This window comes from Paenibacillus anseongensis (assembly GCF_009757995.1).
In the GTDB taxonomy this organism is placed as follows: Bacteria; Bacillota; Bacilli; order Paenibacillales; family NBRC-103111; genus Paenibacillus_E; species Paenibacillus_E chondroitinus.
In genome coordinates, this window is the sequence record NZ_WSEM01000016.1 from 186,546 (window position 1) to 212,082 (window position 25,537).

General features: G+C 40.3%; 27 protein-coding genes. 1 reads left to right on the forward strand and 26 read right to left on the reverse strand.

Translation table 11 applies throughout. The features are described 5' to 3' along the window. Window positions 1-31: 31 nt before the first annotated feature. The 10 genes from GON05_RS17100 to GON05_RS17145 all read right to left on the reverse strand — a co-directional run bounded on the left by GON05_RS17100 (window position 32) and on the right by GON05_RS17145 (window position 13,866). Window positions 32-1,108: a Ger(x)C family spore germination protein gene (locus tag GON05_RS17100; RefSeq protein ID WP_157320232.1), complete on the reverse strand. Its 1,077-nt coding sequence runs from the start codon at window positions 1,106-1,108 to the stop codon at window positions 32-34. After that, on the reverse strand, window positions 1,105-2,229 hold the full coding sequence (locus tag GON05_RS17105) for a GerAB/ArcD/ProY family transporter (protein WP_157320234.1): 1,125 nt from the start codon (window positions 2,227-2,229) through the stop codon (window positions 1,105-1,107). Before GON05_RS17105 ends, GON05_RS17100 begins: the two co-directional genes overlap by 4 nt. After that, the gene (locus GON05_RS17110; protein WP_157320236.1) at window positions 2,222-3,673 is read right to left on the reverse strand and encodes a spore germination protein; all 1,452 of its coding nucleotides are present in this window, start codon (window positions 3,671-3,673) and stop codon (window positions 2,222-2,224) included. Before GON05_RS17110 ends, GON05_RS17105 begins: the two co-directional genes overlap by 8 nt. 96 nt (window positions 3,674-3,769) lie before the next feature. Then, window positions 3,770-5,221, reverse strand: coding sequence for a VanZ family protein (locus tag GON05_RS17115; RefSeq protein WP_157320238.1), 1,452 nt, complete (start codon window positions 5,219-5,221; stop codon window positions 3,770-3,772). Between the two features lie 227 nt (window positions 5,222-5,448). Next, complete coding sequence (locus GON05_RS17120) at window positions 5,449-6,303, reverse strand: diguanylate cyclase (protein WP_157320247.1); 855 nt, start codon at window positions 6,301-6,303, stop codon at window positions 5,449-5,451. Continuing rightward, window positions 6,300-8,387 (reverse strand): cellulose biosynthesis cyclic di-GMP-binding regulatory protein BcsB, encoded by a 2,088-nt coding sequence (locus GON05_RS17125; RefSeq protein ID WP_157320249.1) that lies wholly within the window; start codon window positions 8,385-8,387, stop codon window positions 6,300-6,302. The genes GON05_RS17120 and GON05_RS17125 overlap by 4 nt, the downstream gene beginning before the upstream one ends. Before the next feature lie 26 nt (window positions 8,388-8,413). Further along, window positions 8,414-9,664: a glycosyltransferase family 2 protein gene (locus tag GON05_RS17130; RefSeq protein ID WP_157322160.1), complete on the reverse strand. Its 1,251-nt coding sequence runs from the start codon at window positions 9,662-9,664 to the stop codon at window positions 8,414-8,416. Further along, on the reverse strand, window positions 9,664-11,214 hold the full coding sequence (locus GON05_RS17135; protein ID WP_157320251.1) for a hypothetical protein: 1,551 nt from the start codon (window positions 11,212-11,214) through the stop codon (window positions 9,664-9,666). The genes GON05_RS17130 and GON05_RS17135 overlap by 1 nt, the downstream gene beginning before the upstream one ends. Window positions 11,215-11,233: 19 nt before the next feature. Then, window positions 11,234-12,721, reverse strand: coding sequence for a glycan biosynthesis hexose transferase WsfD (wsfD, locus tag GON05_RS17140; protein ID WP_181646116.1), 1,488 nt, complete (start codon window positions 12,719-12,721; stop codon window positions 11,234-11,236). 20 nt (window positions 12,722-12,741) lie between these two features. After that, on the reverse strand, window positions 12,742-13,866 hold the full coding sequence (locus GON05_RS17145) for a hypothetical protein (RefSeq protein ID WP_157320253.1): 1,125 nt from the start codon (window positions 13,864-13,866) through the stop codon (window positions 12,742-12,744). 130 nt (window positions 13,867-13,996) lie between these two features. Here GON05_RS17145 and GON05_RS17150 point away from each other — a divergent pair, with 130 nt between their 5' ends. Further along, window positions 13,997-14,965, forward strand: coding sequence for a serine hydrolase domain-containing protein (locus tag GON05_RS17150; RefSeq protein ID WP_157320255.1), 969 nt, complete (start codon window positions 13,997-13,999; stop codon window positions 14,963-14,965). A 112-nt stretch (window positions 14,966-15,077) separates the two neighbouring features. Here GON05_RS17150 and GON05_RS17155 read toward each other — a convergent pair whose 3' ends face one another. The 16 genes from GON05_RS17155 to GON05_RS17230 form a co-directional block, all read right to left on the reverse strand. Next, the gene (locus GON05_RS17155; RefSeq protein WP_221435244.1) at window positions 15,078-15,536 is read right to left on the reverse strand and encodes a hypothetical protein; all 459 of its coding nucleotides are present in this window, start codon (window positions 15,534-15,536) and stop codon (window positions 15,078-15,080) included. Window positions 15,537-15,662: 126 nt separating this feature from the next. Then, complete coding sequence (locus GON05_RS17160; protein WP_157320260.1) at window positions 15,663-15,830, reverse strand: hypothetical protein; 168 nt, start codon at window positions 15,828-15,830, stop codon at window positions 15,663-15,665. Window positions 15,831-15,881: 51 nt separating this feature from the next. Further along, window positions 15,882-16,205, reverse strand: coding sequence for a hypothetical protein (locus GON05_RS17165; RefSeq protein ID WP_157320262.1), 324 nt, complete (start codon window positions 16,203-16,205; stop codon window positions 15,882-15,884). A gap of 71 nt (window positions 16,206-16,276) precedes the next feature. Further along, window positions 16,277-16,648 carry a hypothetical protein gene (locus tag GON05_RS17170; RefSeq protein ID WP_157320264.1) on the reverse strand — a complete coding sequence of 124 codons (372 nt, stop codon included), beginning with the start codon at window positions 16,646-16,648 and terminating at the stop codon, window positions 16,277-16,279. Window positions 16,649-17,139: 491 nt separating this feature from the next. After that, window positions 17,140-17,613, reverse strand: a complete 474-nt coding sequence (locus GON05_RS17175; RefSeq protein ID WP_157320266.1) for an alpha/beta hydrolase — start codon at window positions 17,611-17,613, stop codon at window positions 17,140-17,142. A 69-nt stretch (window positions 17,614-17,682) separates the two neighbouring features. Continuing rightward, on the reverse strand, window positions 17,683-18,252 hold the full coding sequence (locus GON05_RS17180) for a hypothetical protein (RefSeq protein ID WP_157320268.1): 570 nt from the start codon (window positions 18,250-18,252) through the stop codon (window positions 17,683-17,685). Window positions 18,253-18,423: 171 nt separating this feature from the next. Next, window positions 18,424-18,975, reverse strand: coding sequence for an AAA family ATPase (locus GON05_RS17185; protein WP_157320270.1), 552 nt, complete (start codon window positions 18,973-18,975; stop codon window positions 18,424-18,426). A 230-nt stretch (window positions 18,976-19,205) separates the two neighbouring features. Continuing rightward, the gene (locus tag GON05_RS17190; protein WP_157320272.1) at window positions 19,206-19,451 is read right to left on the reverse strand and encodes a hypothetical protein; all 246 of its coding nucleotides are present in this window, start codon (window positions 19,449-19,451) and stop codon (window positions 19,206-19,208) included. A 97-nt stretch (window positions 19,452-19,548) separates the two neighbouring features. Beyond that, complete coding sequence (locus GON05_RS17195; protein WP_157320274.1) at window positions 19,549-19,974, reverse strand: hypothetical protein; 426 nt, start codon at window positions 19,972-19,974, stop codon at window positions 19,549-19,551. Window positions 19,975-20,155: 181 nt separating this feature from the next. Then, window positions 20,156-20,530 (reverse strand): hypothetical protein, encoded by a 375-nt coding sequence (locus GON05_RS17200; RefSeq protein WP_181646119.1) that lies wholly within the window; start codon window positions 20,528-20,530, stop codon window positions 20,156-20,158. Between the two features lie 115 nt (window positions 20,531-20,645). Beyond that, window positions 20,646-21,161, reverse strand: a complete 516-nt coding sequence (locus GON05_RS17205) for a GNAT family N-acetyltransferase (RefSeq protein ID WP_157320276.1) — start codon at window positions 21,159-21,161, stop codon at window positions 20,646-20,648. 172 nt (window positions 21,162-21,333) lie between these two features. Beyond that, the gene (locus GON05_RS17210; protein ID WP_157320278.1) at window positions 21,334-21,900 is read right to left on the reverse strand and encodes an RNA polymerase sigma factor; all 567 of its coding nucleotides are present in this window, start codon (window positions 21,898-21,900) and stop codon (window positions 21,334-21,336) included. A 1,106-nt stretch (window positions 21,901-23,006) separates the two neighbouring features. Next, window positions 23,007-23,240, reverse strand: coding sequence for a hypothetical protein (locus GON05_RS17215; RefSeq protein ID WP_157320280.1), 234 nt, complete (start codon window positions 23,238-23,240; stop codon window positions 23,007-23,009). A 135-nt stretch (window positions 23,241-23,375) separates the two neighbouring features. Further along, window positions 23,376-23,759, reverse strand: a complete 384-nt coding sequence (locus GON05_RS17220; RefSeq protein ID WP_157320282.1) for a hypothetical protein — start codon at window positions 23,757-23,759, stop codon at window positions 23,376-23,378. A 99-nt stretch (window positions 23,760-23,858) separates the two neighbouring features. Next, window positions 23,859-24,395: an HAD-IIIA family hydrolase gene (locus tag GON05_RS17225; RefSeq protein WP_246239300.1), complete on the reverse strand. Its 537-nt coding sequence runs from the start codon at window positions 24,393-24,395 to the stop codon at window positions 23,859-23,861. Between the two features lie 347 nt (window positions 24,396-24,742). Beyond that, window positions 24,743-25,261 carry a hypothetical protein gene (locus GON05_RS17230; RefSeq protein WP_157320284.1) on the reverse strand — a complete coding sequence of 173 codons (519 nt, stop codon included), beginning with the start codon at window positions 25,259-25,261 and terminating at the stop codon, window positions 24,743-24,745. Between the last annotated feature and the right edge of the window lie 276 nt (window positions 25,262-25,537).

Here is a 25,537-nt window from a genome sequence, read left to right on the forward strand (position 1 = left end):
TGACTTCATACGAGTGCTTTGCAAGAATATGTTATTTCTTGATGCCCATTTCTTTAAGAGTAACCTCAACATCCAAGCGAACGTTCAAGGTTCGATAGGCTTCTTCCCATGCTTCTTCATTCCAATTTCGCGTTCTACTCCTAACAAAATCACCTAATCCGAGTGGATCGATTCCATCCTTTTGAAATGAATGAATGAGATGCATGCCGGTTGTAGTAATTTCATTTTCTAGCCCCTTCTTTATAGCCTGCAAATCTTGACTTGGTAAATACTCACTTCTCGATTCATTAATTTCCCCTTTCATCTTAAGATTAATAATCACATTCTCATTGTTTTTATCATGGCTTACTTTATAGTGCACTTTAGAACTGGAGCTTCTAACGGTAACATAAGATCCATTATCCAGCTTTACTTCACAACTTACTTGATTTGCATTTTTTTTAAGTAGTTTCATGAGTCCCATTTCTTTTTCATTAATGGAACGTACATATTTATCGTCCTTAAATAGAGCTAAACCAGCGATTATTACTTGATCCTTTTCCAATTTAAGGAGCGGCAAGAAAGGGTCCATTCCTTTGCCCGAAAGAGCATATTCGAACTCATGAAGATTTTGTTTGAGAAGCAATCCACTTCTCGTGTTCGAATTTAGCAAATTGAATAAGAACATTCCTTTTTCCTCATCTGGACTAAAATTCGCTTGGAGCATTTTTTTTGCTTCTCCATCAACCACAGCTAGAAACATTCGACGTGAGGCTTGAGCGTCCCGCAAAGCTACATCTATTTCCTTGACCAGCCCTTTTGCAGCCAAATCTTTTCCAAACAATATCACGGAAAGCTTTCCCGGATTAATAGGCTTTGTTAATTGGTAGTCCATTATTTCCTTAATATCCACACTAGTGTGAGCAACCTTCGAGAGCAATTGGTTTGAGATGGAGTCAGGTTTTTTGGATAGAACTTTAGGTGCAGCTATTGTGAATTCAAGTTGATCGTTGGTTGCATCATCGAAAGCACAAACAATAAATAACGTGATTCTGTCTATAATCTGTTGTTTCACACAAGCAGTTAACAGGAGACATGTGACCAATAGCAAGAATAGATACCGATTCATGCCACTTTTCTCACTTTCATTCTGATCATATCGACAATATATAGAAATGGGATGTATGTATAGATCAAGTAAAATCCTATTTTTGATAAAATGGTTTTAACTTCTTCAATGCTGTTGCGATCTGGAATCAGACATACCGCGATAAAGATAATAATTAGAAACATAGGCAGAACAGTCGAACGCTTAACATTGAACATGATATTCATTATTCGGCCTGAAGCCCAAAGATTTAGACATATGACAGGAAATAAAGCGAATAACAAAGAAGCGGCACCAATAAACTCAATATGTTCAATAAATGGAAAACGTACAAATTTGTAGCTGGATAACTCGGGCCAAATTTCTGTTGATAATTGATGCGGTTTGAACAATAACACTAGTGAAAGAATGATGATGAGATAAAACATGGTTGTGAGCATGTTGCCTAAATGAGCCCACTTCTGCGATTTTTGTGGTGTTTTAACAAACATATAGATGAATAAAAGCATCTCCACGCCAAAATACGGAAATGTCATTTCCTTCGCCGCTTTAAGGATACTGTTAACTGAATGATCCAGCATAGGCAATAAATTGTTAAATTGAAAAAAGGGCATTGCAAATACCAGGGAAAAAATAAGAAGATGCTGCACTAAACTAACCATAGAAATACCGACGATTGTTCGAAATCCTCCTGCAACACAATAGTAAACAAGCAGAAGCAAAATTAAAGCGAGAGACCAAGTTTCGATATCAGGAAACACCCATACTTGGACAATTTCTATAAATAGTCGCAATTGATATATGGTGCCTAACAGGAAAAAAACGATAAAGATAAAGTTAAGTACGCTACCGCCCCATTTTCCAAATATTTGAAGATGAGTGTGGATAAGATCTGTTTCATTCCGGTTGAGGATTCCGTACATCATCCATATAATAACATGAATACTGAGACCACAAAGAAGGACAGATATCCAAGTATCTTGACCAGCCCATTGAATCGGATTGATAGCCATAGAAAGATAGCTGACTCCGAGCTGCATCGAATGAATCAATATGGAAATCAGAAACGGCGAAACGGTGAACCGTTCATTTACCGATGGTTTCAACAGCCTACCACTCCCCGTACGTATTCTTTCATTCATTGATGTCTTCCTTCGTCTTTGCTTTTTTCTTATCAAACCTTACAGGGTTTAATGTTCTGAAAAAACTAAATTTGTGATGAAATTTACTATAAGGGGAACGTATCACAGAATCGAACATGTCGGAAGTTCGAAGGGGATAAAAAGGAACCAAATAAGGCATTCCAAGGGACGTTAAACGCAATAAATGAATAATCACAAAGAGAATGATGATGAATATGCCTAGAATCCCCCATATTTGAGCTGCAATAATAAACGGAAAACGAAGGACACGTATCGTGGCACTCATTCGAAAAACAGGCGTTGTGAATGAAGCTAAAGCTGATAATGCTACGATGATCAATAAAAAGTTGCTTGTAATTGAAGCTTCAACGGCAGCTGTTCCGAGCACTATACCTCCCACAATTCCAATCGTTTGTCCGATTTTGGAAGGCAACCTAGCACCAGCTTCCCGTAACAGTTCAATCACAAGTTCCATAATGATCACCTCCACAACCGGAGGGAAAGGCACATTAATTCTGGAAGAAATGATCGTTGGCAAAAAAATATTTGATATGCCTTGTCCGTGGTACGTCATCACAGCAACATATAATGGCGTGGCAAAGATCGAGAACACCACAGATGTCATACGGATTAATCGCAATATAGAACCGATGATCCAAGGCAGAAAATAATCTTCATAGGAAATGAAAAATATCCCCAAATTGACCGGCGCAAATACGGCTGTCGGGGACCCGTCCATTAATATGCAAACTTGGCCAGATGATAAAGCCCAAGAGACGTAATCCGGTCTCTCGGTACCAACTGTTTGGGGAAAAATAGAGTTAGAATTGTCTTCGATCATTTGTTGAAGCAATGTAACATCAGAAAAAACATCAAATTCTACATCTTCAATTCGTTGTATACATGTATTTACATATTGTTCATTCGTTGTTCCTTCTATGTAGCAAACCGCAACTTTCGCCTTGGATGCACTACCTAGCGTAATTTCTTTTATTCGTAGCTCGGGAATGGGAATACGTCTGCGGATCAAGTTCAGATTGATGTCCAACGACTCAACGAAAGCATCTTTCGATCCCTCTACGGTGAATTCAACCTGGGGTTCTGTAACTTTTCGCCCTTTGGAAAGAGAGGCTTTAACCAAGATCGTATGTTGATTCAGAAGGCCAAGTTGAACAGCCACATATCCCTGAAGTATATGATTTTGAATGATTTTCGAAGTACATGAAATTTCTTTTTCTGCAACGGGAATGAGATTGTACAGATCATCTATTGACACTTTCGAGTCCTCGGTTAGGTATCCAAGAATATCACGGTGTAAAACTTGCTCGTCAATGAGTGAACTTAGATAACCAATATAAAAAGGTTCGGATCCTGTCTTATGTTCGTAACAAACAAAATCCAGCGATTTACTAAGTTCTTTCCAGATCTCAGGAACTGAATTCATGCCACATCAACTCATTTTCCAGAATTTATTTTCATGAGTTCATTATTTCATTTCAAGTGGTTAATTATTCAGAATTTAGCACTCCGTGGCATGAATCTAGGGAAGAGCTGGTATTCTTACACTAAATCTACTTACTTCGTCGTTTAAGGAACCATCAAATTCATACACTGGCTGATAATAGCCTTTACTGTCATACTGGTACATCAGTTTCATACCGGTGATTTTTATTTGATCTCCCATTCGATAAGGTTTACGACTATTATAACTATCGAACTTCCCTTTTTTGATTTTTTCAAAAGCATCAGAAGGAGAAATAACCTGAGCGTTGCGAATAAATTTATTTTCAATTAAATCAAAGCTTAGATTTGAAATCTTGCCAGTGTCTGTAACATCGACCATAACCATTCCGTTTAGAAAGTCCTTTGAATACTCGCTAGGATCGACATTAGGGGCGTCCCAGCGGAAAGTACCGTTTTGATCAATCTTTAGCTCAGCATCTGAAGGGATAAATGAGTTTTCTTTCAAAAGATGTTCAATTTTCTGACCTGTAGCTTCATCAGTTAGTTCTTTCGTCGTGTCAACGAGTTCATCAAACAATGACCATGTTCCTTCTCGAGTGAAGTAAGTTAAGTGATACGACGAATCATTAGTGATTTCAAAACTGTATTGCTTGTTATCTCCGTCTCGACCACTACTCTTAACTAAAGGCAAGGGAATGCTACGTTGTAGTTTTGAAATGATATTGAGCGCTAATTCAGGTTGATTGGCATTTACATCGTAATAAATCGGAAGCAATCTGCTCTCTTGAGAGAGTGCAATTTGACTGGAAACTGAGACATTAGACATATCCGTTCCTATTGAAGGACGAATGCTCATATTTCCAAACTCCTGGCTGTGGTAGCTAAAAATTGCACCCACAAAAAGGCAAGCATAAAAAAATGGAATAATTGCAGCACTAATTATGGAATTGTATCTTATTTTACTCTCTTGTTTATAACTCAAAATAAGTTTAATGATCAAATAACCACTGAGTGCACCGATGGTATTATGAACCAAATCATCCAGTTCAAAGATTCCCCTATGTGTAACCCATTGATATGACTCAATTAACAAAGTAAATCCAACGGAAAAGAGAAAAATATTTTTGATAGATTGAAATTTACGACTAATGAAGGGAAGAAGAATTCCGAGAGGTGATAAAACAACGAGATTATATACAAGTAGCAGAAATGAAGTTAACGACCAATTATTCCAAACATCTAGAAAACCACTTATTAAATTCAAATTGAATTGGTTGTCAAAATTTGCACTTCTGCTTAGTGTTGTTATTGCGAATACGATAAATAGATACCCTGTCAAAAGTATTGATAAAATGAATTTAGTCCAGGATACTTTCTTATTTCCTTGAAGGAACTTTCGATAAATCAATTTATACAATATTAGAAAACCAACTGTGATTGCTCCTATGAACAATACAGCCGGGACTATCCAACGCAGTAACATGGAGAAAATATCATTTACACCCATCCCAAATTTCAATCCTTTCATTTATCAAAACAGATATTAAATATATGTTGCCACATCCACATTGGCACCACTCCTTTAGTTTAAATCATGATTATAGACACTTTCTAAATAATTTATAAACAAAAAATAAACGTTGCGTATATCAAAACTACACAATCTCATATCCAATGACGAATTTTCTCATTTGCTTGTGAGTTGAACATCATACAAAAAAAGAAAAGTCCCAGCTTTCGCCGAGACCCTTCCTTTTACACGTCGTATTCTAACTGTTTTTTCGCTTGTACGATAAACTCCAGGGGATTATTGATTTCAACCGCATTGTACTCAACTGCACCCATTTTCAAAACAAGTTCCACCCTGTATTTCTCCGCATATTCGCCGCGATTACGTTCTTCAACACTCTTTCTCAAACGCTCAATGACGATAGATGCCCCTGGCCGATCCGTAAATAGCAGCATGCCCCACATCGGATTTTCTTTATTGAGCAAATAAAGCGAATCGTTCGTGCGAATATTCGTTTGGCTCATTCTGGATAGATCGAGGACCGCTTCCATCAGCTGATCTTCGCCAATCATCCGTTTAATTTCATCCCAATACTTCACGCTGATCACCATCAGGGTTAAGGGAATATGATACCGGACGGAAAGTGCCATAAATACGGTTGCATCGGCTTGAAAAGAAAGCGTATTTTTCAAACTTGTCTTTAAGTCGACGGTTGCCAAGGATTGATTCTCTTTGATTAGCTGTTCGTTCTCCGACTGCAATTGCCGATTCCCCAGCGTCAAGAGCCAAGTTGCAAGTGTAAAGATCGGAGTCACAATGAGCCAAAAATAATTCTGCGTCCCGATTAAGCCGCCAGCCACAACCGTTTGGTACAAGGTGTACGTCCCATAGCCGAAGATGAACAGAATGTTTAGAATCAAGCCTGTTGTAACATTCGTAAAGTACGTAATAACAGCAATGAGAAAAGCCACATTGAGAAAAATAATATTTTGCAGGTACAGATTCGGATTGCCCGCGGTAAAAATGATGCTTACAAAGCACAATAGCAAAAAAAGTAGGAAGCCGCCGTCCGAGATCATACTACTTCGTAATCGACTCATCGCAGATCCCTCCGCTTCTTCTTCGCATATTTACGAATCATTAAAATCAGCGAGAGGATCACAAGCAAGGCGACAAGTCCTGCCGCGGCCATAAAGCCGAGAACATCTTTACGCGCCAGTACATCATCAAGCGCAGTGGATGGCGCTGAGGCAGCTTCTTTCTTAAAGCGATATGCCTGCACGTTGCCATCTGCATCCGTGATTGCGCCATCGCCGAACACTTGCCATAGCGAGCCTTCCGAGCCGATGAGCTTGGAGGCCAAGTAAGCATATTCCGGACGACTGCCCGTCACTGCCATAAGGCCAAAACCACTTTGATAGGGAGAATCAATCAATTGTAAAGAACCGATTCGTTTGCCATAGCCGGATTCAATGCTGAGTTTTTCGTTAGAGACAAAACCTTGTCCCCCAGCTCCATAGCGGAAATAAAGCTTATCATTGTTAGCCGCAATCACAGCGTTATCTTCATAGCTGCCGATCGCAATAATTTGACGGCCTTTGAGCTGCTCAGGTTGAAGGTTACCTCCTAAATATTGTACATTGCCTGTATTCGTCTGCGCATAGCGGCCCAGCAGATTGAATACATTTGTTAACGATTGATACATGTACACATCTCGTGTCGTCGGCAACACAACCGTAACTTGGTTATAGCTGCCGTCACGTAGAAACGGATACGGATAGTTGTTAAACAACAGCTCCGTTCTGTCTTTTGTATTCAATTGAAGCAGAGAATCCTTCTCGACAAAGGCCCATGGCATCTGATCTTCGTTTGCAAGACAGCTATTATTTTTAAGCTCAAGGTCAAATGCTGCTTTTACTGTAAAATTCCCTGAAATATTCAGGGATTTCGGAATCGTAAGCTCCATATGATCGCCGTCGGCGAGCTCGGTGGAAAGCCTTTTACTCCCGATCGGCGTATCATTCACGAGAATCGTGACCAACGAACGATCAAAATCGACATTCCGCGCATAACGAAAGTTGATGCGCAGCTTACTGCCGTCTGCAATGGAACGATTGCCTGGCAGGGAAATAAAATACGCTTTCTCCCGGTGACGGTCACCGACAAGCTTATCTCCGGACTCCGTCAGCGGCAAAGTACGGCTAACATTGACAGCCGGCGTGTCCACTTCCGTGGTAGCCAGTACTTCTTTCTGCGGCGCATTAATTTGCGTAAGCAGCGTTTGATTGGCTGCCAGCCGACCGGCCTTTATGAGGAGCGTGGCGTCGTTCGATGTGATGACTAGCGTTTTGACTCCATTCAGATTGAGGAGCTGAAGAACGGCTTTTTGCGCCACGTCCCCTTCTTTGATCACAGCCTTCACTTCCGCAGGCAAATGCTCATAGAGACTGACAAGAATGAGTGCTTTCTTGGTTTTCGTCAGATCGCTGCTATAAGTCGTAAGCGGAATCGGTTTATCCGTCACTTGATTTACTTTAGCTAAGCCAGATAACGCATAGGTCGCCGCCTCCAATTCAGGAGCCGTGTTTTCCGGTGCAACAGCTATCGCAATTTGACCATTGGTAACCGAATCTTGCCCAATAAAATGGCGTTGAAAATCCTGAATACTGTCTTGAATCGGCTCGCTGGAATAATTCACGGCGATTCTTGAGGATTTTGCGATTTGCAGCCAATTATCGCGATTATCGGTAGGCAGACAAGCATTCTGTACGGTTGGCGCATTCGTCTCAAGGTGCCCCTGTATCATGAGCGTGTTGACGCCTTTAATAATCATTGAAGCCGGCACGGTCAGATCCAGCTGCTGCTGCACCTTCTCTCCCAGCTGCGGTCGAAAAGAATGAAACGGAGTTCCATTCATATAGAGCGTGACGGAGGAGCGTTCATTTTGCAGGAGCTGTGACAGCTGGTAGTCGAGATGAATGTCAACGCTGGTCACATTCCAATAGTTCTCTACACGAAAAAACTGCTGCGTATATGTAATGCCGCCGGTTAAAGACGTATCGGACAAATGCGTTTGCATTTGCCCGGCGGCAGGTGACACGTTCTCTGCTTGAACTGTCGGTAGAAATAAGCCCAGAAATAGAAAAATACTTAATGCTACTCTCACAACACTACGATTCCACATCGTCGTCAACTCCGATCCTTACTGCCCTAGAAGCGTTCGGTTTTATACCATTTTGCTTCTCGCTTAAAAATGACGTCCTTCAGATAGGTATACATGCCGTAAGCCGCCACGACCATCCACATTTGGCAGTAAGACACGTACATCAAAACAATAATCCACACGTTAGAGAGCCGCATTTCTCCTTTTTCCGTGACGAGCGTAATAAAAGTGCCCACGATAAAGAGAGTAATCGCCAGTACCCACAAAAATGAGCTAAAGCTTGCAATGGTGGTGCTAACATAGCCCAATGCGTGTAGAATCAGCAGCAAATCCGACATGACAAGCGAGGTCAGCAATAAAAAATAAATAGATAGAAAATAGCAAATATCAAATCGTATACGGCGCGCATCCGGATGGAACAGCAGCGGGATATTTTTTACAATGACGTAAATGTTCCCTTTCGCCCACCTTGTCCGCTGTTTGAACCATACTTTGACCGTCTGAGGCTCCTGCTCCCAAGTAACGGATTTAGGCTGGAACTTAATTTTGTAACCCATCAAATAAATGCGGAATGAAATTTCCGTGTCCTCCGCAATCGCCTTCACGTCCCAACCGCCGATTCGCTCAACGATTTCGCGGCGCATCAGAAAGTTTGTACCCGGGATCGTACATAGCTTAAACAGCTTCCAACGCCCCGCTTGAGCCATCCACTGGAACGAAAGCGTCTCAATATTGATAAAACGCGTCAACAGATTCGCATTACGATTTCGAGTGCGAAATTTGCCGATTACCGCGCCAAGTCCTGGATCCTGCGTGATTTCAGCGACGAGATAAAGCAGCGCTTTCTTTTCCGGGGTATTATCCGCATCGTAGATGGCGATCAGCTCGCCACGGCTTAGCTTGAAGCCCAGATTCAAGGCGTTGGATTTGCCTTTACCACCCGTGACAGCATCCGTGTTCAACACGATCAATTGACGCTCGGGATATTTCGCTTGAAGTTTAGCAAGCAGTTCTCGGCTATTGTCCGAGGAATTGTCATTAATCACAATTATTTCGTAGCGATCATGCGGATAGTCTAAAGCGAGCAGTGATTCAACGGTTTGCGTAATCACTTTGCCTTCATTATGAGCCGGCACCATGATGGAAACGAAAGGAGGTTCCCCTTTAATCGGAGGAACCGGTTGATTCTCAATCTGCATGTAATACAGATAGCCTGCCACAATCAGGATGATATTAATCAGCAGGAGTGACCAGATACATATCACAGCAATCAGCATTAGTATGTCGGCAAGTGTCATCATTGTCTCCACGATTGCATGTATTTTCGTTTGTACATTCGGTGTCCGATGATAAGGAAAAGACCGAATAAGAATAGCGATGTTCCGATTAAAACAATTAGTATTTTATTTTGCACGGAGAAAAGTCCGCTTAAACTTTTCTCTTTTTGCTGCACATAGACATGCGCCGAATCAATATCCTGAATGCGATTATTAAGCAGAATACTCTGACCATTGATTAGCAAATGCCCGTTCTGTGAGCTAAATTTACTCGCTGACGTTTGAACGGAGTGCTCCCCATTTTTATAATCATCATACGTTGTCCAGCTAGATGTTAACGTCGTAAGCAGAGTCTCCAGCTTCGAAGGATCGTTAGGAAAACTGTACGCTATGGCCGTATTCATCGGCAGTGGATTCAGGCTTTTACCTTCATCCGAATAGCGCGAAAGCTCTTTGGCATCAATCGTATATGCTGTTGAGTGGAATGCCACGGCAGTATCGGAAGGATCCCGGTATTGAACGGCTTTGTTAGGAAGAATAAGACCTGAATCAAAAAAAGAAAGTCCATCTGACGCATAATGTTTATCATAAGTCCAATACATCTCAGCACTGACGCCAAGCGGTACGATCCCTGAGCTTGCTAGATGATCAAGAAAAGAGCCCAATTCATTCCGAAGCTTATTCACATCCGGAGAATCTGTAGAGTCAACAATCGGCGTTTGAACAATAATACTGCCATTGCGGGCTTGCAAATGTTTAAGCGTCTCCATATAACGCTGCATTGCCGGGTAGTCCCAATTACTGAATACCGGCTGTATACTGGCTACAAAAGGAATGCCCGCTTCATACAGCTGATCCGCCATTGCATTCACGAGTTCCAGATTTGAAAATGGAAAAATATCGCTAATTAATACATAATGCTGCGGGGCCGAGGAAACTTCCAGCCAATCTTTCAACACATAGGAAGCTGCCAGTTCTGACACGTTGCCTTTTGACAAGTACGGAATATACCCATAGTTGCCGTTTGCAATGCTGTACGGTGCTTCGGACGGATGTTTGGAGGATTTCACTGTTCCATACGATTTTCCTTCAAACGAGGTCACCCATGCCATGTTGCTAACAGGAATGGAAGTTTGGTTCAGATCACTAATCTTCAAGTTGATCGTATCATCCACCGTATGCTGTTCTTGAAGGTGCAGCGCTTGCTGAATCGATGCTGGAAGGCCGCTTCCAATTTGCATATACTTACCGGAGTAAGCTTTCAAATCTTGTAAAAAAGCATCGGGAAAATTCAATTCATCTGATTTATTTCGTACGAGGATTACTTTATTAAAGCTGTGCAGCTTTCCCTCTTTATATTGCTCTAAGCTCAGCAGTGTAACTGGTGTAGAGTAGCCAGCTAAAAGCCGCTGCAGAGCTTCAACATTTCCTTCCTGCGGTGTCTTAAGCGCTTTGCTGTCATAGAGAAGCAGTACAGGATCCTTTGCGCTTTCTGCGGCTGAAGTTTGTCTTGGCACACTTAACGTACATAATAAAACGAGAAGTGTGACGAAGAGGTATACTTTTCGCATGTCGCTCCCTCCTTATGCCTTACATCGCTGCCCCAACTTGTTGATTCTCCGATTCTGTGCTCCATAACTGTTTAGCAATCAAATCCCTTACCGTAAGCAAAGAAACAAAATCAAAGGTTAATGTAAATAGAAATTCATGCTTCGCTAAGTCCGCGTCCCCCGCCCCAATAATGGAAACGAAAATCCCCGATAACCCCATTGAAATCAGTAAAATCACGATAGGCAGCTTCGTTGCTTTACGCCATTGTTGCGAGCGAATCGCATGAATAAACGATGGGATATAAAGCCCTATAATGAGCAAAGTCCAAAGTAAAATAAAACCAAACGTTTTCGGCGCCAGCGCCTGCTTGAGCAAGCTATAGCCAGAAAAGAATACCGTGTGCGCACCAAATGGCTTGCCAACGGACTTCTCATAGTTCCCCATCGCCATGGGACGGATACTAAAGCCGTCTCTCGCTGCGATATTAAGCATCTGTCCCGCTTGTCCAGGATGTGCGACATAGTAGCTAAGAATGGAAACAAAGCCGTATTTGCTAAAAAACTGTTCTTCAAACTGTGCAGAATCCACATCAAACGATTTATAAGGCTCGTAGTACTCACTACGGTTCAAAATCGCATATTGCTTATCGATGCCAAAGCTTTCTAATGTTTTTTCCGGATCTGTTGAGCCCATCAATACGCCGCGAGTCATTGAATGAAACTTGTTAATATTGACGAATTCTTTGGGGATCAGCACATAAGTGCCCACCCCAACACCAATCAGAGCTGCGAGGAGTCCTGCCGTTATGGCGCGATACGATCGGCTTTTCCGAATATAAATGAAAAATACCCCGAATATAGCAGTTAAAACCCCAACTGGGGCGTTTTGCTGCTTACTTGCCGTTAAAATCATGGCGCTAATCACGAATACACCAAACATCACGTAATCGTTATATCTTTTCCGGTATAACAGGAGTCCGCTTGCTACCATGAACATCGTCATGATCAACATCACACTCTCACCGTATAAGGAATTAAAATAAGCCGTGTAACCGGTGTCGCCAAACACAAAAACAGCGATTCCCGCTATCACATAGCCGCGAAGCTTTGAAAGCTTCCAAGTCAATGCTTCAACAAGCAAATATACCGCAGCCGTATAAAGTCCGAGATACAAAGCCGCTTGATAGCGAATATCAAATGTGGTTGTGCCTGGATGGAACAACTGATTTAGGCCAATAGCCGCTTTTACAAAAGACGATTGAGTCGAGAAAATAGTTGCCTGATTTTCGTTATAATACTGAAAAACTCCGTACGTTTTGACGAAAAAACCAAGATATTGACTATCATATGTCGGATCGTTGATGTAAAGTCCGTTGCTATACAAAACTCGAAAAAAGTCGCCATTATCTGCAATACCGATATAAGGATAAACAAATAGGGCGAGCACTGTAATGACCAATACGCCGGTCGCCGCGGTAGCAGCTGGTGTCATCACGCGAAGCAGTCCTCTCAAATAGCGATTCGTCACGACAAGCACTCACTCCTTTATTAATAAACATAAGCGAGCAAAGCCATGGCATTGTCGAATGAATAGGCTTGCTGCGCGAGCTCATCTCCAAAGCCTCCGTTCAGCGGGCTCCCTTGGGTATGATTTTGAAACGCGTTCATTTTCTTAATACTCTCGTTATATAGCTGTTTATCCTGTGTCACAGAACCGATCATGGCCGTGATCGCATAAATCGCCGTCGAATGGATATCGTTTAACGGCTTTCCGTTTCGATCATAAGCGCCCACCAACGTGCCCGCGGTAACCTGAGCTTTTATCCATTGTAAACTGCTTGCCTTGGCTTCTCCAATTTCAGCTAGGTTCAGGATCGTTAGTAGCGACTCCACCGAATTAATCTGCTCGGATTGATAGGCTTTCAACTTAAAATCGTACCGAGTTTGATAAAAAGGGAACGAATCCGACAAATAGCCCCCTTGCATAATCCCCAGCATGTCCGTTTCAAGCGCCCGCTTCTTCCGGTTCGAAACGGGAAGCAGCTCCATAGAAGCTACATCTATGTAGCACAACGTAATAAATGAATTCGTCATCGCGTAAGTCTCGTCATAGAAATCACGCAGACGGCTTTCAGAAACGTTATAGGTATATAATTTATCTCCGTAGTACGCCAAGTCCTTCTTATAAGCGTCTGTCTGAAAAGCTTTCCCTGCTTCATCCAGCGCGCGAAGGATTCGAAAGTCGTCCACTGTAGCGTTAACGGTGAATTTTTTATTCAACTTGGGGCTGTACCGGTAGCTAAGACCGGACCGCGCATCGAACGTGCGTTTGGTAAGCTGCCACTGGGCTTCGAACTTATCCTTTTGCCCCGTTAAGGCATAATAACGCATGAGCAGTCCCGCTGACTCGCTAAGTACTTCATGCCCGGTTGCGACTTCGCTATTCTGATCGGTCTCTTGTAAGTTGGTATACGTACCATGAGGTCCGGTTAATGTTTCTGTTATAAAATGCTGAAGCGCATTACGCTGCTCGGTGACGGGTACAAGCTGGCCATAACCAGAGATGGGCTTGCGGGCAAGCTTTTCTTTTCCGAATACAGGTAAAGCTTCACAAGCTGAAAGTGTCATGACGAAGGCGAGGGGAATCAACAAAAGGTTTCGCTTCATGCTCATTAGCTAAAGAACTCCTATCGCAATCTTTTCCTGACTGCCTGGCAGGATGGTATAATGGTAGGATACCATAGTTAGCCCTAGTGTAACACACGCTGCATTTCACTCAAAAGGTAATTAAAGGACGGATGGCATGAGATTGGAACAGATGGCTGCCGCGCTTGCACCGCTGCATTTGGCAAGCTGCCTCATCGAACAACGCGGTGAACGAATCTTTGAACATTATCGCAACGAACAAAAAGAAGCTGAAATAACGCGCATTAATTCTTGCACAAAAAGTGTTCTCTCGGCGCTGATCTGCATCGCCATGGATCAAGGGTTGCTGCCCGAGCCCGAAACGCCGGTTTCAGCATTCTTCCCTCAGCTTCTTCAAGACGCTGATCCGCGGAAGCGGGAAATGAGAATCCGGCACCTGCTCACGATGACCTCCGGCATGGACTGGACCGAATTTGGAGGTCAGAATTCGTTCCCACAGATGACCAGAACGTCGAATTGGGTCGACTTCGTCCTGGCACAACCGCTGTCGGAAGCACCTGGCACCCGCATGGAATACAACTCCGGCAATTCCCAGCTGCTTGCTGCGATTTTAGCGCAAGTTACAGGCATGTCTGTTGCCCAGTATGCGGAGCAACAGCTTTTCGGTCCGCTTGGCATCGCGGACTACGCCTGGGAGACCGACCCGCAAGGTATTCATACCGGCGGATTCGGTCTCCAGCTCCGGCCTGCCGATATGCTGAAATTCGGCCGGCTCTTCTTGCAGGAGGGCTTGTGGGAGCACAAGCCCCTCATCTCAAAGGCGCTGGTCGCCAGCTCCAGCGCTCCCGCCATTCCGGCCGCGCCGGTACCGCCGCGTCGTGGCTTCTACGGCTGGCATTGGTGGGTCGATACATATGAGGCTGATGCGAACACAGCCTCACCATCTTCCCCACCAATGGACTACTACAACGCCTACGGCTTCGGCGGGCAGGCGATTTACATCATTCCACGACTGGACACCGTCGTCGTGTTAACGCATGATGAGCGGAAGAAGAGCAAGATCCCGCTCCTTGTGTTTCGTAATCATATTGCGCCGATGCTCGCTGCGCAAGCGATCTTGAAATGAAAAAAGCAGTCCACAGCTGATTCCCTCAGCTTGGACTGCTTTTTTGTTTATCCTCATGGCCGGCTGCCGCGGTTCCTTAATTCAACTAAATGTTCGTTATTAGTTTAAACTTTCAGGTGTGTGGTTCCTCATATTTGGTCCAAGTTTTGTATCCATCAATATTTTCTTCCGAAGTGTTAGAGGCATCGAATGTTTTGAAATAGCTTGCAGAATATTTTATAAGTGGTTTTTCTTTTGAATGACTATAAATAATAAGATTAATATCGTAAATCTCACTTTTCCATTTTACGGATTTTGCAATATCGTTTAAGTTCTCAATAGTTGAGAACTGCTTAACGTTAGCCAATATGGAATTTAACGATTCTTCAGAAGGAACATCTTTCATTTCTATGCTTATTGTTAAATCGGGTCTAGTGAATGTGCATTTAAAGTTTTTGATAGCTGGTATTTCTTTTTTTAACACTTCCGATAAGGAAACCGTTGATGATGTCTTAACTGTATATGTAACACTACATGCTGAATTAATGAGTATGATTAGAAAAATAATGATTGCAATTTGACAAAGCTTCATTGAATTTTTCAATAAACAACACTTCTTCTCTTTAAATTCAATTAATAGCAGTGAGCATTGATTGAAGAATTCGAAGTTGATTCAACTATCCTATGCGTTAATCTATAGATCGCCGAGGAAGATTAATTAACTTTTAGCTAATTTCTTATCGATATATTCGAAAGTTTCATCAAGATCTTTAAAAGCTACATCATGACCTGAAAAATCTAACCCTTCAATTTCTATTCGTCGAGAAATTCCAACTTCATCTTCAATAATTTGGAGCTCAAAATAATTCAAATATTTATCGTTCATACTTAGTTCAACAAAAAAGCAACAGATAATGTAGTAAACAATTAATTCACCCTATCCAATCCATAAAACAGTGTCGTCTGTAATAAATGCGATAGGCAATTGCTTAAGAAGCCAATCAATCCTCGTTAGCATATATTCCGTATCATTATCCAGCAGAGTAGATTGTGCCCATATTCTCAACTTTTCTAGCTCGAGAAGTGTTAATTCTAACTGCTCTTTTCTTAATTCCGTTCCATTCCGGATACAGGAAATTCCTAACTGCTCGATAGCAGGTTGCCAACACTTCATAAAGAACCTTTCATTAGATACTGGAATTTCAAAACCTAGTTCAAATGAATCATTCTCTTGATTAATTCTAAACACACTTACAGACATTATGAGCCTCTAAACTGAACTGAAAAGATATTTGCTCAGATCTTTATCTTTGGCATTCCTACATAAAGATATTAGAGTCCATCCGTGGTTTTCCATACCCATATTTCAATTAATTGATCATTAACATTAAAACTAAAAAAAACCGACACATCAGTTATAAAATAATAGTTAGAAATAATTCTATAATCTCCAAGAGATAATCGAATTGATTTCTCACCAATTATCTCGTTTTCGCCTGATCCAGATCGACGAAAACCATGTTCGTAATCTATTCCATCAATTGCCCAGTCTCTATTGCTCTTTATTATTTGAATAACATTGTTCATTTGGGTTCCTAATGGAATTTCTTTAAGTAGGTTCTCTCTTAATTGCGCTTCTGGTTGAACTAATGGACTTGTTATAGATCTAATACCTTCAAATAGCGTGAGTGCTATAAAAGTCATAAATAAAACCAAAGCTACTTTTTTAATTAAATTTTCCTCCCATCATTCAACACATTTCAAATGAAGTATCTGATTCATTTTTTTGTCTTTAATAATGGAGACTATAACCATAATAAATAAACAATAATTGAAGCAAGTATCAAACCATCTAACAGAATAAAAATCATTTTTCCATTCTACCCAGACTTTTTGGTAATAATTTTATCATTCATTTGCACTTAAGAGTAAGTACTAAAAATTTATAGTACCAGAAGAAAGTAAAAAAATTGTTCCTGAACATATATGCTCAATGAGAATTTAAGTTTGCTTTGTACGTCCCTGTTGTTTTAACGAAATCTCCCATTACTTGAATGAGCAAAAAGAGGGAGCTGCCACGAATCATGTCCCTCAACAATAGCTTCTACGTTAGTTTAATCGTCAATTGGCTTAAATATGGAACGATAATGGACCCAAAGGCATCGTGATTAAGATCCGAACATATGCACGTTAATTTAAACTAACTTAAGGAAGTTCTTTATTTCATTCCATGCATCCTCGCTCGTGAATAAGAAAGAGTGATCACCACGATGAATTGTCTTCATCGTCTTCTCTCCTCCCCATTTAGCTACAAGATTTTTAGAATATTCTATAGGTATATTTTTATCTAAATCTCCTGCTAAGCATAGTAACGGAGTTTTTATTGAAGAAGCCTTTTTTACCGAATTATAAGATTCTCCAATAAAATAAGAAAGCGGAAACATATTATGTAGCTGTAAAGCGTTTGATATTGTTTTGCCCTTTAACTTTGAATAATTATCATATGGAGAAACTAGGATTGTACCTATTGTTGAGCGTTCGCTTGATAAATTCACAGCGATTCCAGTTCCTAGACTATATCCCATCGATACTATTTTCTTCTTATCAACATCACTTCTTTTTGAAAAATAATCATAAATTGAATTAGCGTCATTGTATAAACTAATCATACTTGGTTTTCCTTCACTCAGTCCATACGATCTATAATTAATCAGTGCTACAGACCATCCATCTAATCTCTAAGCAAACGATATCATATCAGAAACTTCTTCCCCAGAACCGCCAAAGTATAAAAGTAGCGGGGCATCTTTAACACTCGAATTTTTTATAAGCCATCCGTACAAGTTTATATTGTCAGATGTATTAATTTTAACCTCTTCAGCATCACTATAAAGTACCCTAATCTTTTCAGCAGTAGATTGATCAATCTTTTTAGGTTGGTAAGTAAGATGATTAATTTTAATAAGTTCGTCTAGATTTTGATAAAAAAAGAGGCAAAGGATTAAATATGCGCCGATTAATATAGATAAAGTTACGGATAGTACGGCTATTAATTTTCTTGTATTTCTTCGAACTATTCTCATTAAAATCAGTGTTGTAAAAAAGAATAGAATAATGGAACATAAAGCGAAAATATTTATTGTTAGTGCATGTTCGTTGAATATTTCTAAATACCCTAGCTTTATTTGCTCTATATTCTTAACCCAAGAAGTTACTTTGTATGAGATAAATAAAACTGTTATTCCCAGAACACCCAAAATAGCAGATATAATATTAATAATATAAAATGCTCCCTTGCTAATCTTCAAATTTAAACCTCCATTCTTATAAGGTTAATGTTATACCATTCATTTTATATTCTATATATTGGAAATTAAACGAACTAATTTTACCTTTTCTTAAAAATTATTGACCTGATTTTATATAAAATATAACAAAAAAGGGCGGATTCAATTGAACCGCCCTTTCATTTATTAAACTTAGAAGTAATGTATCCCATTAGATTCATCATCTAAACTGTATTGTTTGTTGTTCATAATGTCGTCGATAACCAGATTGATTTCATCAACACTTTTCCGAGCTGTATCGAGCAAATATTTCCGATTTAAACCTGATTCATTAAATTCTTGAATTAAGATAAGACACCGTTCCCCCATCTGGTGTTCGGGTATTCTCAACTGGTCCCTTTTTAAAAGAGTCTCATAATCAGTCATTAGTACCACATAGACCACATTCTGGGTTAAATCCATCAGCTTGTCTCTTAGCCAATATGCCTCATCTGGAAAAGTAACATAATCTATTACAACATCAATCCCATTGAGAACGAAATTTCGAGTAAGACTTAAGATATTATTCCAAATGAGGGACAACTCGGATTTGCTTTTCCAAGGCTTTTGACGCCCCCTAACATGCATATGACTTACATCGTCACCTGAGATATATGCACTGTTTTTTAAAGCGTCCACTAGTGCAGTGGAAGTCGTTGATTTTCCTACTCCTGCTGGTCCTGACAATATATAAACAGTTTGCATTAACAAATCCCCCTCTTCAAAGTACATCAACTTCATGGGATATTGTACCATATTTGTTATAGGCTTATTGTGCAAATCCTACCCGATAGTTGAGCGGATTGTACAGAAACGAAAATAGGCGATGGATTGGTTTCATCGCCACGCTATAGTCTTCCATTTCTTTAAGAAGGTCTGCCACGCGGCAGCCCTTCGTTGTTTAACTATCGTTCCCGATCAATTTAAGTTATAAGTTACCTGGACCAAAAGCTTTTCAGATCCTCGTATTCATCTTCAGCTACTTCAACACAATATTCGACCCAAATGATTTGATCGATAATTCTATTATTACCGTCATATAGGGTAAATGGATATTGTAATAACATATCGCATTCATCGCTCGTTTGCTCGATTAACGTTTCTTCCAAATATCCTTCTTCTAGAAGCAACTGAACTGCACCTAAATGGGAAAGTCCTTTAAGAATACTGATATTTAACATTCGTCAACTCCTATACTGCTTAAATAAAGGATTCAATATAATTATCAATCGATTTTAAAGGAGTCGATCACTAACGTAATCTGCCCCTTTTTGATGCTTATTGATACAATTTTTCTAACTTAAGCATCGTAGTAAAGGCAGATTCGATAAGTGTTTTTTGAGTGGCTAAATCCGCGAGCACTTTTTGCTGACTATTGTTTAAATTACGTCCCTCTCTTGCGACAGCGGCTATGTACTGACAAAGTCTTTCTGTCTCCTCAAAGCCCATATAATAAATAGGTTGAAGTGCGATAACAAGAAGGTTGTGGGTTATATTGGTCCGAAACGGTGATACCGCAGCTAGCATCTCTAAATAGCCATGCACGGCACCCTCACAGCCTTGACTGGGAATATAACGCCCCACTTTAATTATAATTTCATCATCCGTTAAATTACATATTCCGTCTTCAAGTGAAGAGAGCAACTCGTCAATTTCCTCACGAGTTGTTTGATTGTTTGCTTTGTTATAGATGGTTTGCCACATCGTATATGTCATTTTGATTCAGTCCTTTGCTCTGTTTATTTCAAAATGAGCTTCTACAATATTTCATCAAATATCGTAGCTATCCTGCCATTACTTCAACAGACAACGGCAGCTGATCGTGTTCCGTCTGCCGTCATGCGTGAATGCACTATCGTTTTTCATTAGTGAAATCTCCGTTTTATTATCGGTACTGTTTCGGATCATATGGTTTAAAAATCGGTTCTTGATTCTTAAAATACCATTCTACCACTCTATCAGTTAAATCATCATAAATGTCGTCCTCTAAATAAGGATCACTGAATTTCCTAAGCCTCTTTATATTGCTCCTAATTTTCATTTTCTGTAGCATATTAAAAACTCCTGAATTACATAAATTCAATTCCAAAAAGTCACAAAACATATTGAAGCAATCATCCCAATTGCCATTTCCGTTCCTCTGGGCCTCATCTCTTAATTTCTCTATAGCCCTTATTAATTCACCTTGTATTGTCTCGGATTGACCTTGCTTTGGTACATAGGTTTTCCATAAATGTTTGGCTTCTTCGAAGTATTTCACAAGATGGCACCTCTTTTTTTATATATTAATACCCTCATCCCAAATACAAAAAAGCCGCGATTTTCTCAGCCCTAATGAGATAATCTTAAAGTCACATGGCATTATTATTGCAGAATCAAATACATTTGTTAATTCCAAATATGTGGACCTCTTCATCTGTATTTTCATATCGGATCTTGCCTTCAAAATTCAATCCTAATTTTTCTAATAGTTTGGCCGAAGCACGGTTATCTTCGGAAGTAATTGCCACAATGCGTTCTAGCGCTAGAACGTTTTGTGCATAACAGATTACTGCTCTAGCAGCTTCAAAGGCGTATCCTTTTCCTCTGAACTTAGGAAGAAAGGCAAATCCAACATCTACATCTGCTAGGAAATCTCTTTTTGCCAATCCACAAATGCCGATCGGAATCCTTCCATCCTTCAGCTCTGTCAAATAAAACCCGAAGCCCAAGCGGGCATACATATCTATAGCTCCTTTTAAAATATAGTCCCTCGCATCCTCAACGGTTCTCACACCTCTATCGCCTATGTACTGAATCCAAGAAGGGTCGTTCAAAAGTTCAAGGATAAAAGCGGCATCCTCAATTGTTTGCTGACGAAGAATAAGCCGTTCTGTTTCTAATACTTTCAAGGTAAGATCCCTCCAAAAACACTTAAACTGTTCTGCACTTTTAATTATACTCCCAAACATGAGGATGTTGATGGTATCTTATCTTTTGAAAAGCACAAGAAGTCATATCCTTAAAATAATAAAACCGCATTATACGCGGCTGATAAAGCATTTATGTATTACTTCAACCGTATCAGCACAGTTCACGCGCTGCACGCTCCTTCAGCTCGATCACCTTCAATCTGGCACGATGCAGTCTGGATTTCACTGTCCCCTCCGAAATGTTAAGAACGGCTGCTATTTCCTTGATCGAGAGTTGATTATGTGCATGCAAAATCAAAATTTCTCGATACTTAGGAGGTAGAGAAATTACATTTTTCCACATATCCCTAGCATTAAGTTTCTCCATCACTTCGTTCTCAGCAGAATCTGAGGTTCCGGTAGACTGAATAAACCCGACGTGAGTAACTTTACGCCAGAATGCTTTGCGTAAATAATCATAAGCGGTATTACGCGTTATAGTGAGTAGCCAGGTCTTTACTGAAGCGTCTCCGCGGAATGTCGTTAAATTGCGATATACCTTTAGGAAACAATCTTGTGTAATGTCATCGGATAAATCCGTATTACGGCAAATAGTAAATGCATAATTCCAAACATCATTCCCGTAGGTTTCCATTAAATTGTGAAGGACCGCCTTCTGATCGGTTGTTTCAGACAAATAGTTCATATGTTTTAATACATGGACACCGGTCGTCTCCATACTCTCACCTCATTGAATCAGATAAGCCACCCGGAATTTACATTTTCGTTATAGACTCTATTTCTCAGGTTAGGCTCTTTTAAGTATTTCGCTCTCCATAAAATAGAGAGAACATATTTTCTTATTGACATTTTAATGTTCCCCCGACCCGTTGAGAAGTTTTTTTCTCTATCTCTATAGTGGATGTGGATACCAGAAAAAGGTCATTTTAAATTGTGAATGTAAGCATAAATTCTCTGATTCCGAAGCCATCTGTGGCTGGATAGTTAGCAAACACAATGCGATTTCTTGGGTTTCTGGGTAACAGGAATATCTTCACTGGTATTCGCAATGGAACATTTAGTAGAAACGTTTCCTTACTGCTTATTCTAAACCAAGCTTATTGAATCCCTCTAAATCGTTTATTAACAAAGTATAAACTCCTGCCTCCTCTACCAACTTACAATATTAGTTAAGAAATTGTTTACTTACATCTATAACTTTTTTTGTTTATGTGATTGTTCCTACGGTACTCGTCCGGGATCACACCAAAAGTCCGTCGGGAATATCATAATGTTCTTGTCAAAAAAACGGGAATGTCCCCAAGATCTTGTCATCTTATTTCGACAAGAACTTGAGGACATAGAAAGAAAAAAGCTACACACCAATCCATAACGGTCAATTTTATAGTTTCTCGTTAGCTTAGAGGTCTATATAGTATCCATTCAAAAATTCATTTGTTATTTTGACTGCTCGATAGTCTTATCCGTATCCGGCAGCTTGAATCAAACTGGCCCGAGCCACGATTCGATGCGATACCAATCGCGCCACACTGCATTCACTTTTACTTTTTGGGGGCTCAAAGCTGCTCCCGTTTCCAACCCAGAGGGGGAGCGAAGTAGCTTTATTTCATTTTGGAGTTGAACTTCACGCATTACTTCCTCCACACCGTACAACGATTCGTATCGTGGAGCGATCCACCTATCGCCCTTCTGTGTTTCAATCAGATAGCGGTCTCCCCATTTCGACTTGACTTTGACGGTTTGGGGGGCTAATTGAATCCAAGTCGGATTAGTAAGACCAGGATCGAAGTATATCGGCTCAACACCGAATAATTCAAGATTTGCTTATGACGGAACTTGCTCTCCAAGAGCCGCATAGGATGGCATAATCCACGCCTTGCCGACCCATTCTGGTGCAGTATCTTTGTACTTTTCGACCAATTCCCTAAGTATTTTGTTACGTTCCTTCATACCTCTTATATAAGAAAAAGCAAACCAAATGATGAAAATTGGACCGCCAATACCAAGTAAAAAATAATAAATTATACTTAACCACGATAAGGTTGCGAAAGCAATCATACAAGCACCTCTTCCTATCATTAAAATTCTCCAAATAGAAGTATATTACTGCTATTCAATAGATATTAGTAGGAAGTACTCAAAGTTACTGTTGTATTAAATATCCTTATTAACGACGAGGAAAAAGGTTCACGCTTAATCCTTCATTTCGGAAGGGATTATCCATTTTTCTGCGAATCCACCTTGAAGGGCAGTTGGATTTTCAGCGTGTATGTTATTTACAACATTCACACCACGATACCAAGCTATAAGTTCCTCATGAGACTTTTTATAAGATACTTTATAGATAACATTACTTTTGTTAAAATCCTCTGCAAATGGAGTAAGTTTGGGGTCTACCTTTTCAATTTTTATCACCTGCCCTCCGTAGGACGAGATGACATTTCTTATTTCTTCCTCGTGCTTCTTTTCAATTAAGTTTAAACTAAGTACCAGAATAACTCCCGTTAATAACATGAGTAATACTAATAAAATAAACAGCCATTTTGGTTTAAAGAAAGCACATTTCTCCTTTTTCAAGGCATTTTTCCAATTGTATTCTTGATTAATTTAACTTACTCGGCAGCCCTTCACTGTTTAGCTATCGTTCTACAATGGATTAGCTAGTTATACCTACTCTTATTTGTAAATACTACTAATCAACCAGTTCACTGCATCTAATAGATCCTTCGCAATAAAATCTGGTGATGCTTCCTCGTACCATTTGTGACGGTATTTTTCCAAAGACTGTTTACCCCAGCCTGTCTCTACAAGAATTCTTTTGGCCCCTACTGCAGCAGCTGCTAGCATATCTGTTGAACCCACATCACCTATAACAGCGCAATAAGTCAGGTCTAGTTCATGTTTAGCAGCAGCTTTCCGAAGCATCCCAGGCCGTGGTTTATGACACTCACATTCTTCTTCTGGCTCATGAGGACATATATATGCTGCATCGAATCCATAGCTATCAAATTCTTTTTGAAATTCTAATTCTGTTGCCAAACCCTTGGATATGTTATGTTGATTAGTAAAGGCAAATATTTTTATTCCTTGTCCTTTTAACAATTGCAATGCTGCTAAAGATGATGGAAATAACTCAAAATCTTGAGGATGAATAAAGTGACCATGCCCACCTAATGTTCCATCACGGTCAATAAAAACAGCTTGAATTATCAAAGGAATCCCCCCATCTACACTTACATATATTGGGTAATTCTCTAAATCGTCCGAATTATCCTGCCAATCAACGTAATGGAGGCCGCCGATTATGCCGGCAGCCTCCATTGGTGTGTTTATTGCGCTATATGAAGGCAACAACACACAATATCTCAGCAAGTACTGAGAGTCACCAATTACAGCAGACCCGCTTCTCAACTCTGTAATTCCCAACGGGTTCTCTCCGTGCTTGGCGCAACCAATTCTATCTTGTTGCCAATTTAAATTGGACATTGTGTAAGCTCCAATTTTCACAAGTGTGGCGTTGAACTAACGTCCCACATAAGCGTAATAATCTGACCTGTAACTCAGTCTTTCATTTCTACAAATTCTAGTGGATTTGACCGAATATACACACTGATTCGTTTTAAACTATCAGGAGTAGCCTCTTGAAATTTCTGAAATAATCGATCAATGGTTGATTTTAACTCCCTATTATCCTCAAGGTCTTTAAAATTAACATTACTCAATTGTAAGCCAATTTGCTGGCTCCTTGTTTCTAGGACATTTTTCGTTTCTTCAAGTATTTGTATCATTAATGCATCATCAAAAAAGCGCAATCCCTTCATGACCCCTGACCAGAAATACGACTGCTCCAACAAATAGGCTACCCAACAGTAAAACTCTGTCACTGAATTACGAGCATGATCATACAAAACTCTGAACATGAAGAGCGCTTGTTGTCCGGTGCCAAGCTGAGCAAACGCTTGCGATTTCACTGCCATGTCTTTCCCACGAATCTGCAAGAAAATCGGTTCCATACACATCCACCCAAGTGCATCATCATCCAACAAGTCGAACTCTTGCCTATTCATTTTCACTAACATCGAACCACCTCCATCCTTTATTATAAATTTCTTGTATATGCACGCCTCTTTTTTTAGTATTTTATGGCAGCACCCGGGGATCGAACGTTTCTGCCAGTGGGACCTGGACCCGTGAGGTATTCAGTTCATAGCGCCTATTTTGTTCAACCAGGGTTAGGCTAGTTGGGCCATAGCACATGGAAAAGTGGTGGAATCGGCTGCAGCTTTCCTTTGAAGTAAGAGCCGCGTAAATCGTGGCTTATTTATTTTTTGGAAATTTTATGAAATGAACGAAAC

Coding starts and splice junctions, on each gene's coding strand:
- GON05_RS17185 (WP_157320270.1), bottom strand. CDS start 18,975: ATGCAAACTGTTTATATATTGTCAGGACCAGCAGGAGTAGGAAAATCA.
- GON05_RS17135 (WP_157320251.1), bottom strand. CDS start 11,214: ATGCGAAAAGTATACCTCTTCGTCACACTTCTCGTTTTATTATGTACG.
- GON05_RS17125 (WP_157320249.1), bottom strand. CDS start 8,387: ATGTGGAATCGTAGTGTTGTGAGAGTAGCATTAAGTATTTTTCTATTT.
- GON05_RS17155 (WP_221435244.1), bottom strand. CDS start 15,536: ATGAAGCTTTGTCAAATTGCAATCATTATTTTTCTAATCATACTCATT.
- GON05_RS17175 (WP_157320266.1), bottom strand. CDS start 17,613: ATGATTAGTTTATACAATGACGCTAATTCAATTTATGATTATTTTTCA.
- GON05_RS17130 (WP_157322160.1), bottom strand. CDS start 9,664: ATGACACTTGCCGACATACTAATGCTGATTGCTGTGATATGTATCTGG.
- GON05_RS17105 (WP_157320234.1), bottom strand. CDS start 2,229: ATGAATGAAAGAATACGTACGGGGAGTGGTAGGCTGTTGAAACCATCG.
- GON05_RS17210 (WP_157320278.1), bottom strand. CDS start 21,900: ATGGAGACGACCGGTGTCCATGTATTAAAACATATGAACTATTTGTCT.
- GON05_RS17150 (WP_157320255.1), top strand. CDS start 13,997: ATGAGATTGGAACAGATGGCTGCCGCGCTTGCACCGCTGCATTTGGCA.
- GON05_RS17145 (WP_157320253.1), bottom strand. CDS start 13,866: ATGAGCATGAAGCGAAACCTTTTGTTGATTCCCCTCGCCTTCGTCATG.
- GON05_RS17165 (WP_157320262.1), bottom strand. CDS start 16,205: ATGTCTGTAAGTGTGTTTAGAATTAATCAAGAGAATGATTCATTTGAA.
- GON05_RS17230 (WP_157320284.1), bottom strand. CDS start 25,261: ATGTTAGTGAAAATGAATAGGCAAGAGTTCGACTTGTTGGATGATGAT.
- GON05_RS17190 (WP_157320272.1), bottom strand. CDS start 19,451: ATGTTAAATATCAGTATTCTTAAAGGACTTTCCCATTTAGGTGCAGTT.
- GON05_RS17170 (WP_157320264.1), bottom strand. CDS start 16,648: ATGACTTTTATAGCACTCACGCTATTTGAAGGTATTAGATCTATAACA.
- GON05_RS17120 (WP_157320247.1), bottom strand. CDS start 6,303: ATGAGTCGATTACGAAGTAGTATGATCTCGGACGGCGGCTTCCTACTT.
- GON05_RS17195 (WP_157320274.1), bottom strand. CDS start 19,974: ATGTGGCAAACCATCTATAACAAAGCAAACAATCAAACAACTCGTGAG.
- GON05_RS17110 (WP_157320236.1), bottom strand. CDS start 3,673: ATGAATTCAGTTCCTGAGATCTGGAAAGAACTTAGTAAATCGCTGGAT.
- GON05_RS17100 (WP_157320232.1), bottom strand. CDS start 1,108: ATGAATCGGTATCTATTCTTGCTATTGGTCACATGTCTCCTGTTAACT.
- GON05_RS17160 (WP_157320260.1), bottom strand. CDS start 15,830: ATGAACGATAAATATTTGAATTATTTTGAGCTCCAAATTATTGAAGAT.
- GON05_RS17215 (WP_157320280.1), bottom strand. CDS start 23,240: ATGATTGCTTTCGCAACCTTATCGTGGTTAAGTATAATTTATTATTTT.
- GON05_RS17115 (WP_157320238.1), bottom strand. CDS start 5,221: ATGAAAGGATTGAAATTTGGGATGGGTGTAAATGATATTTTCTCCATG.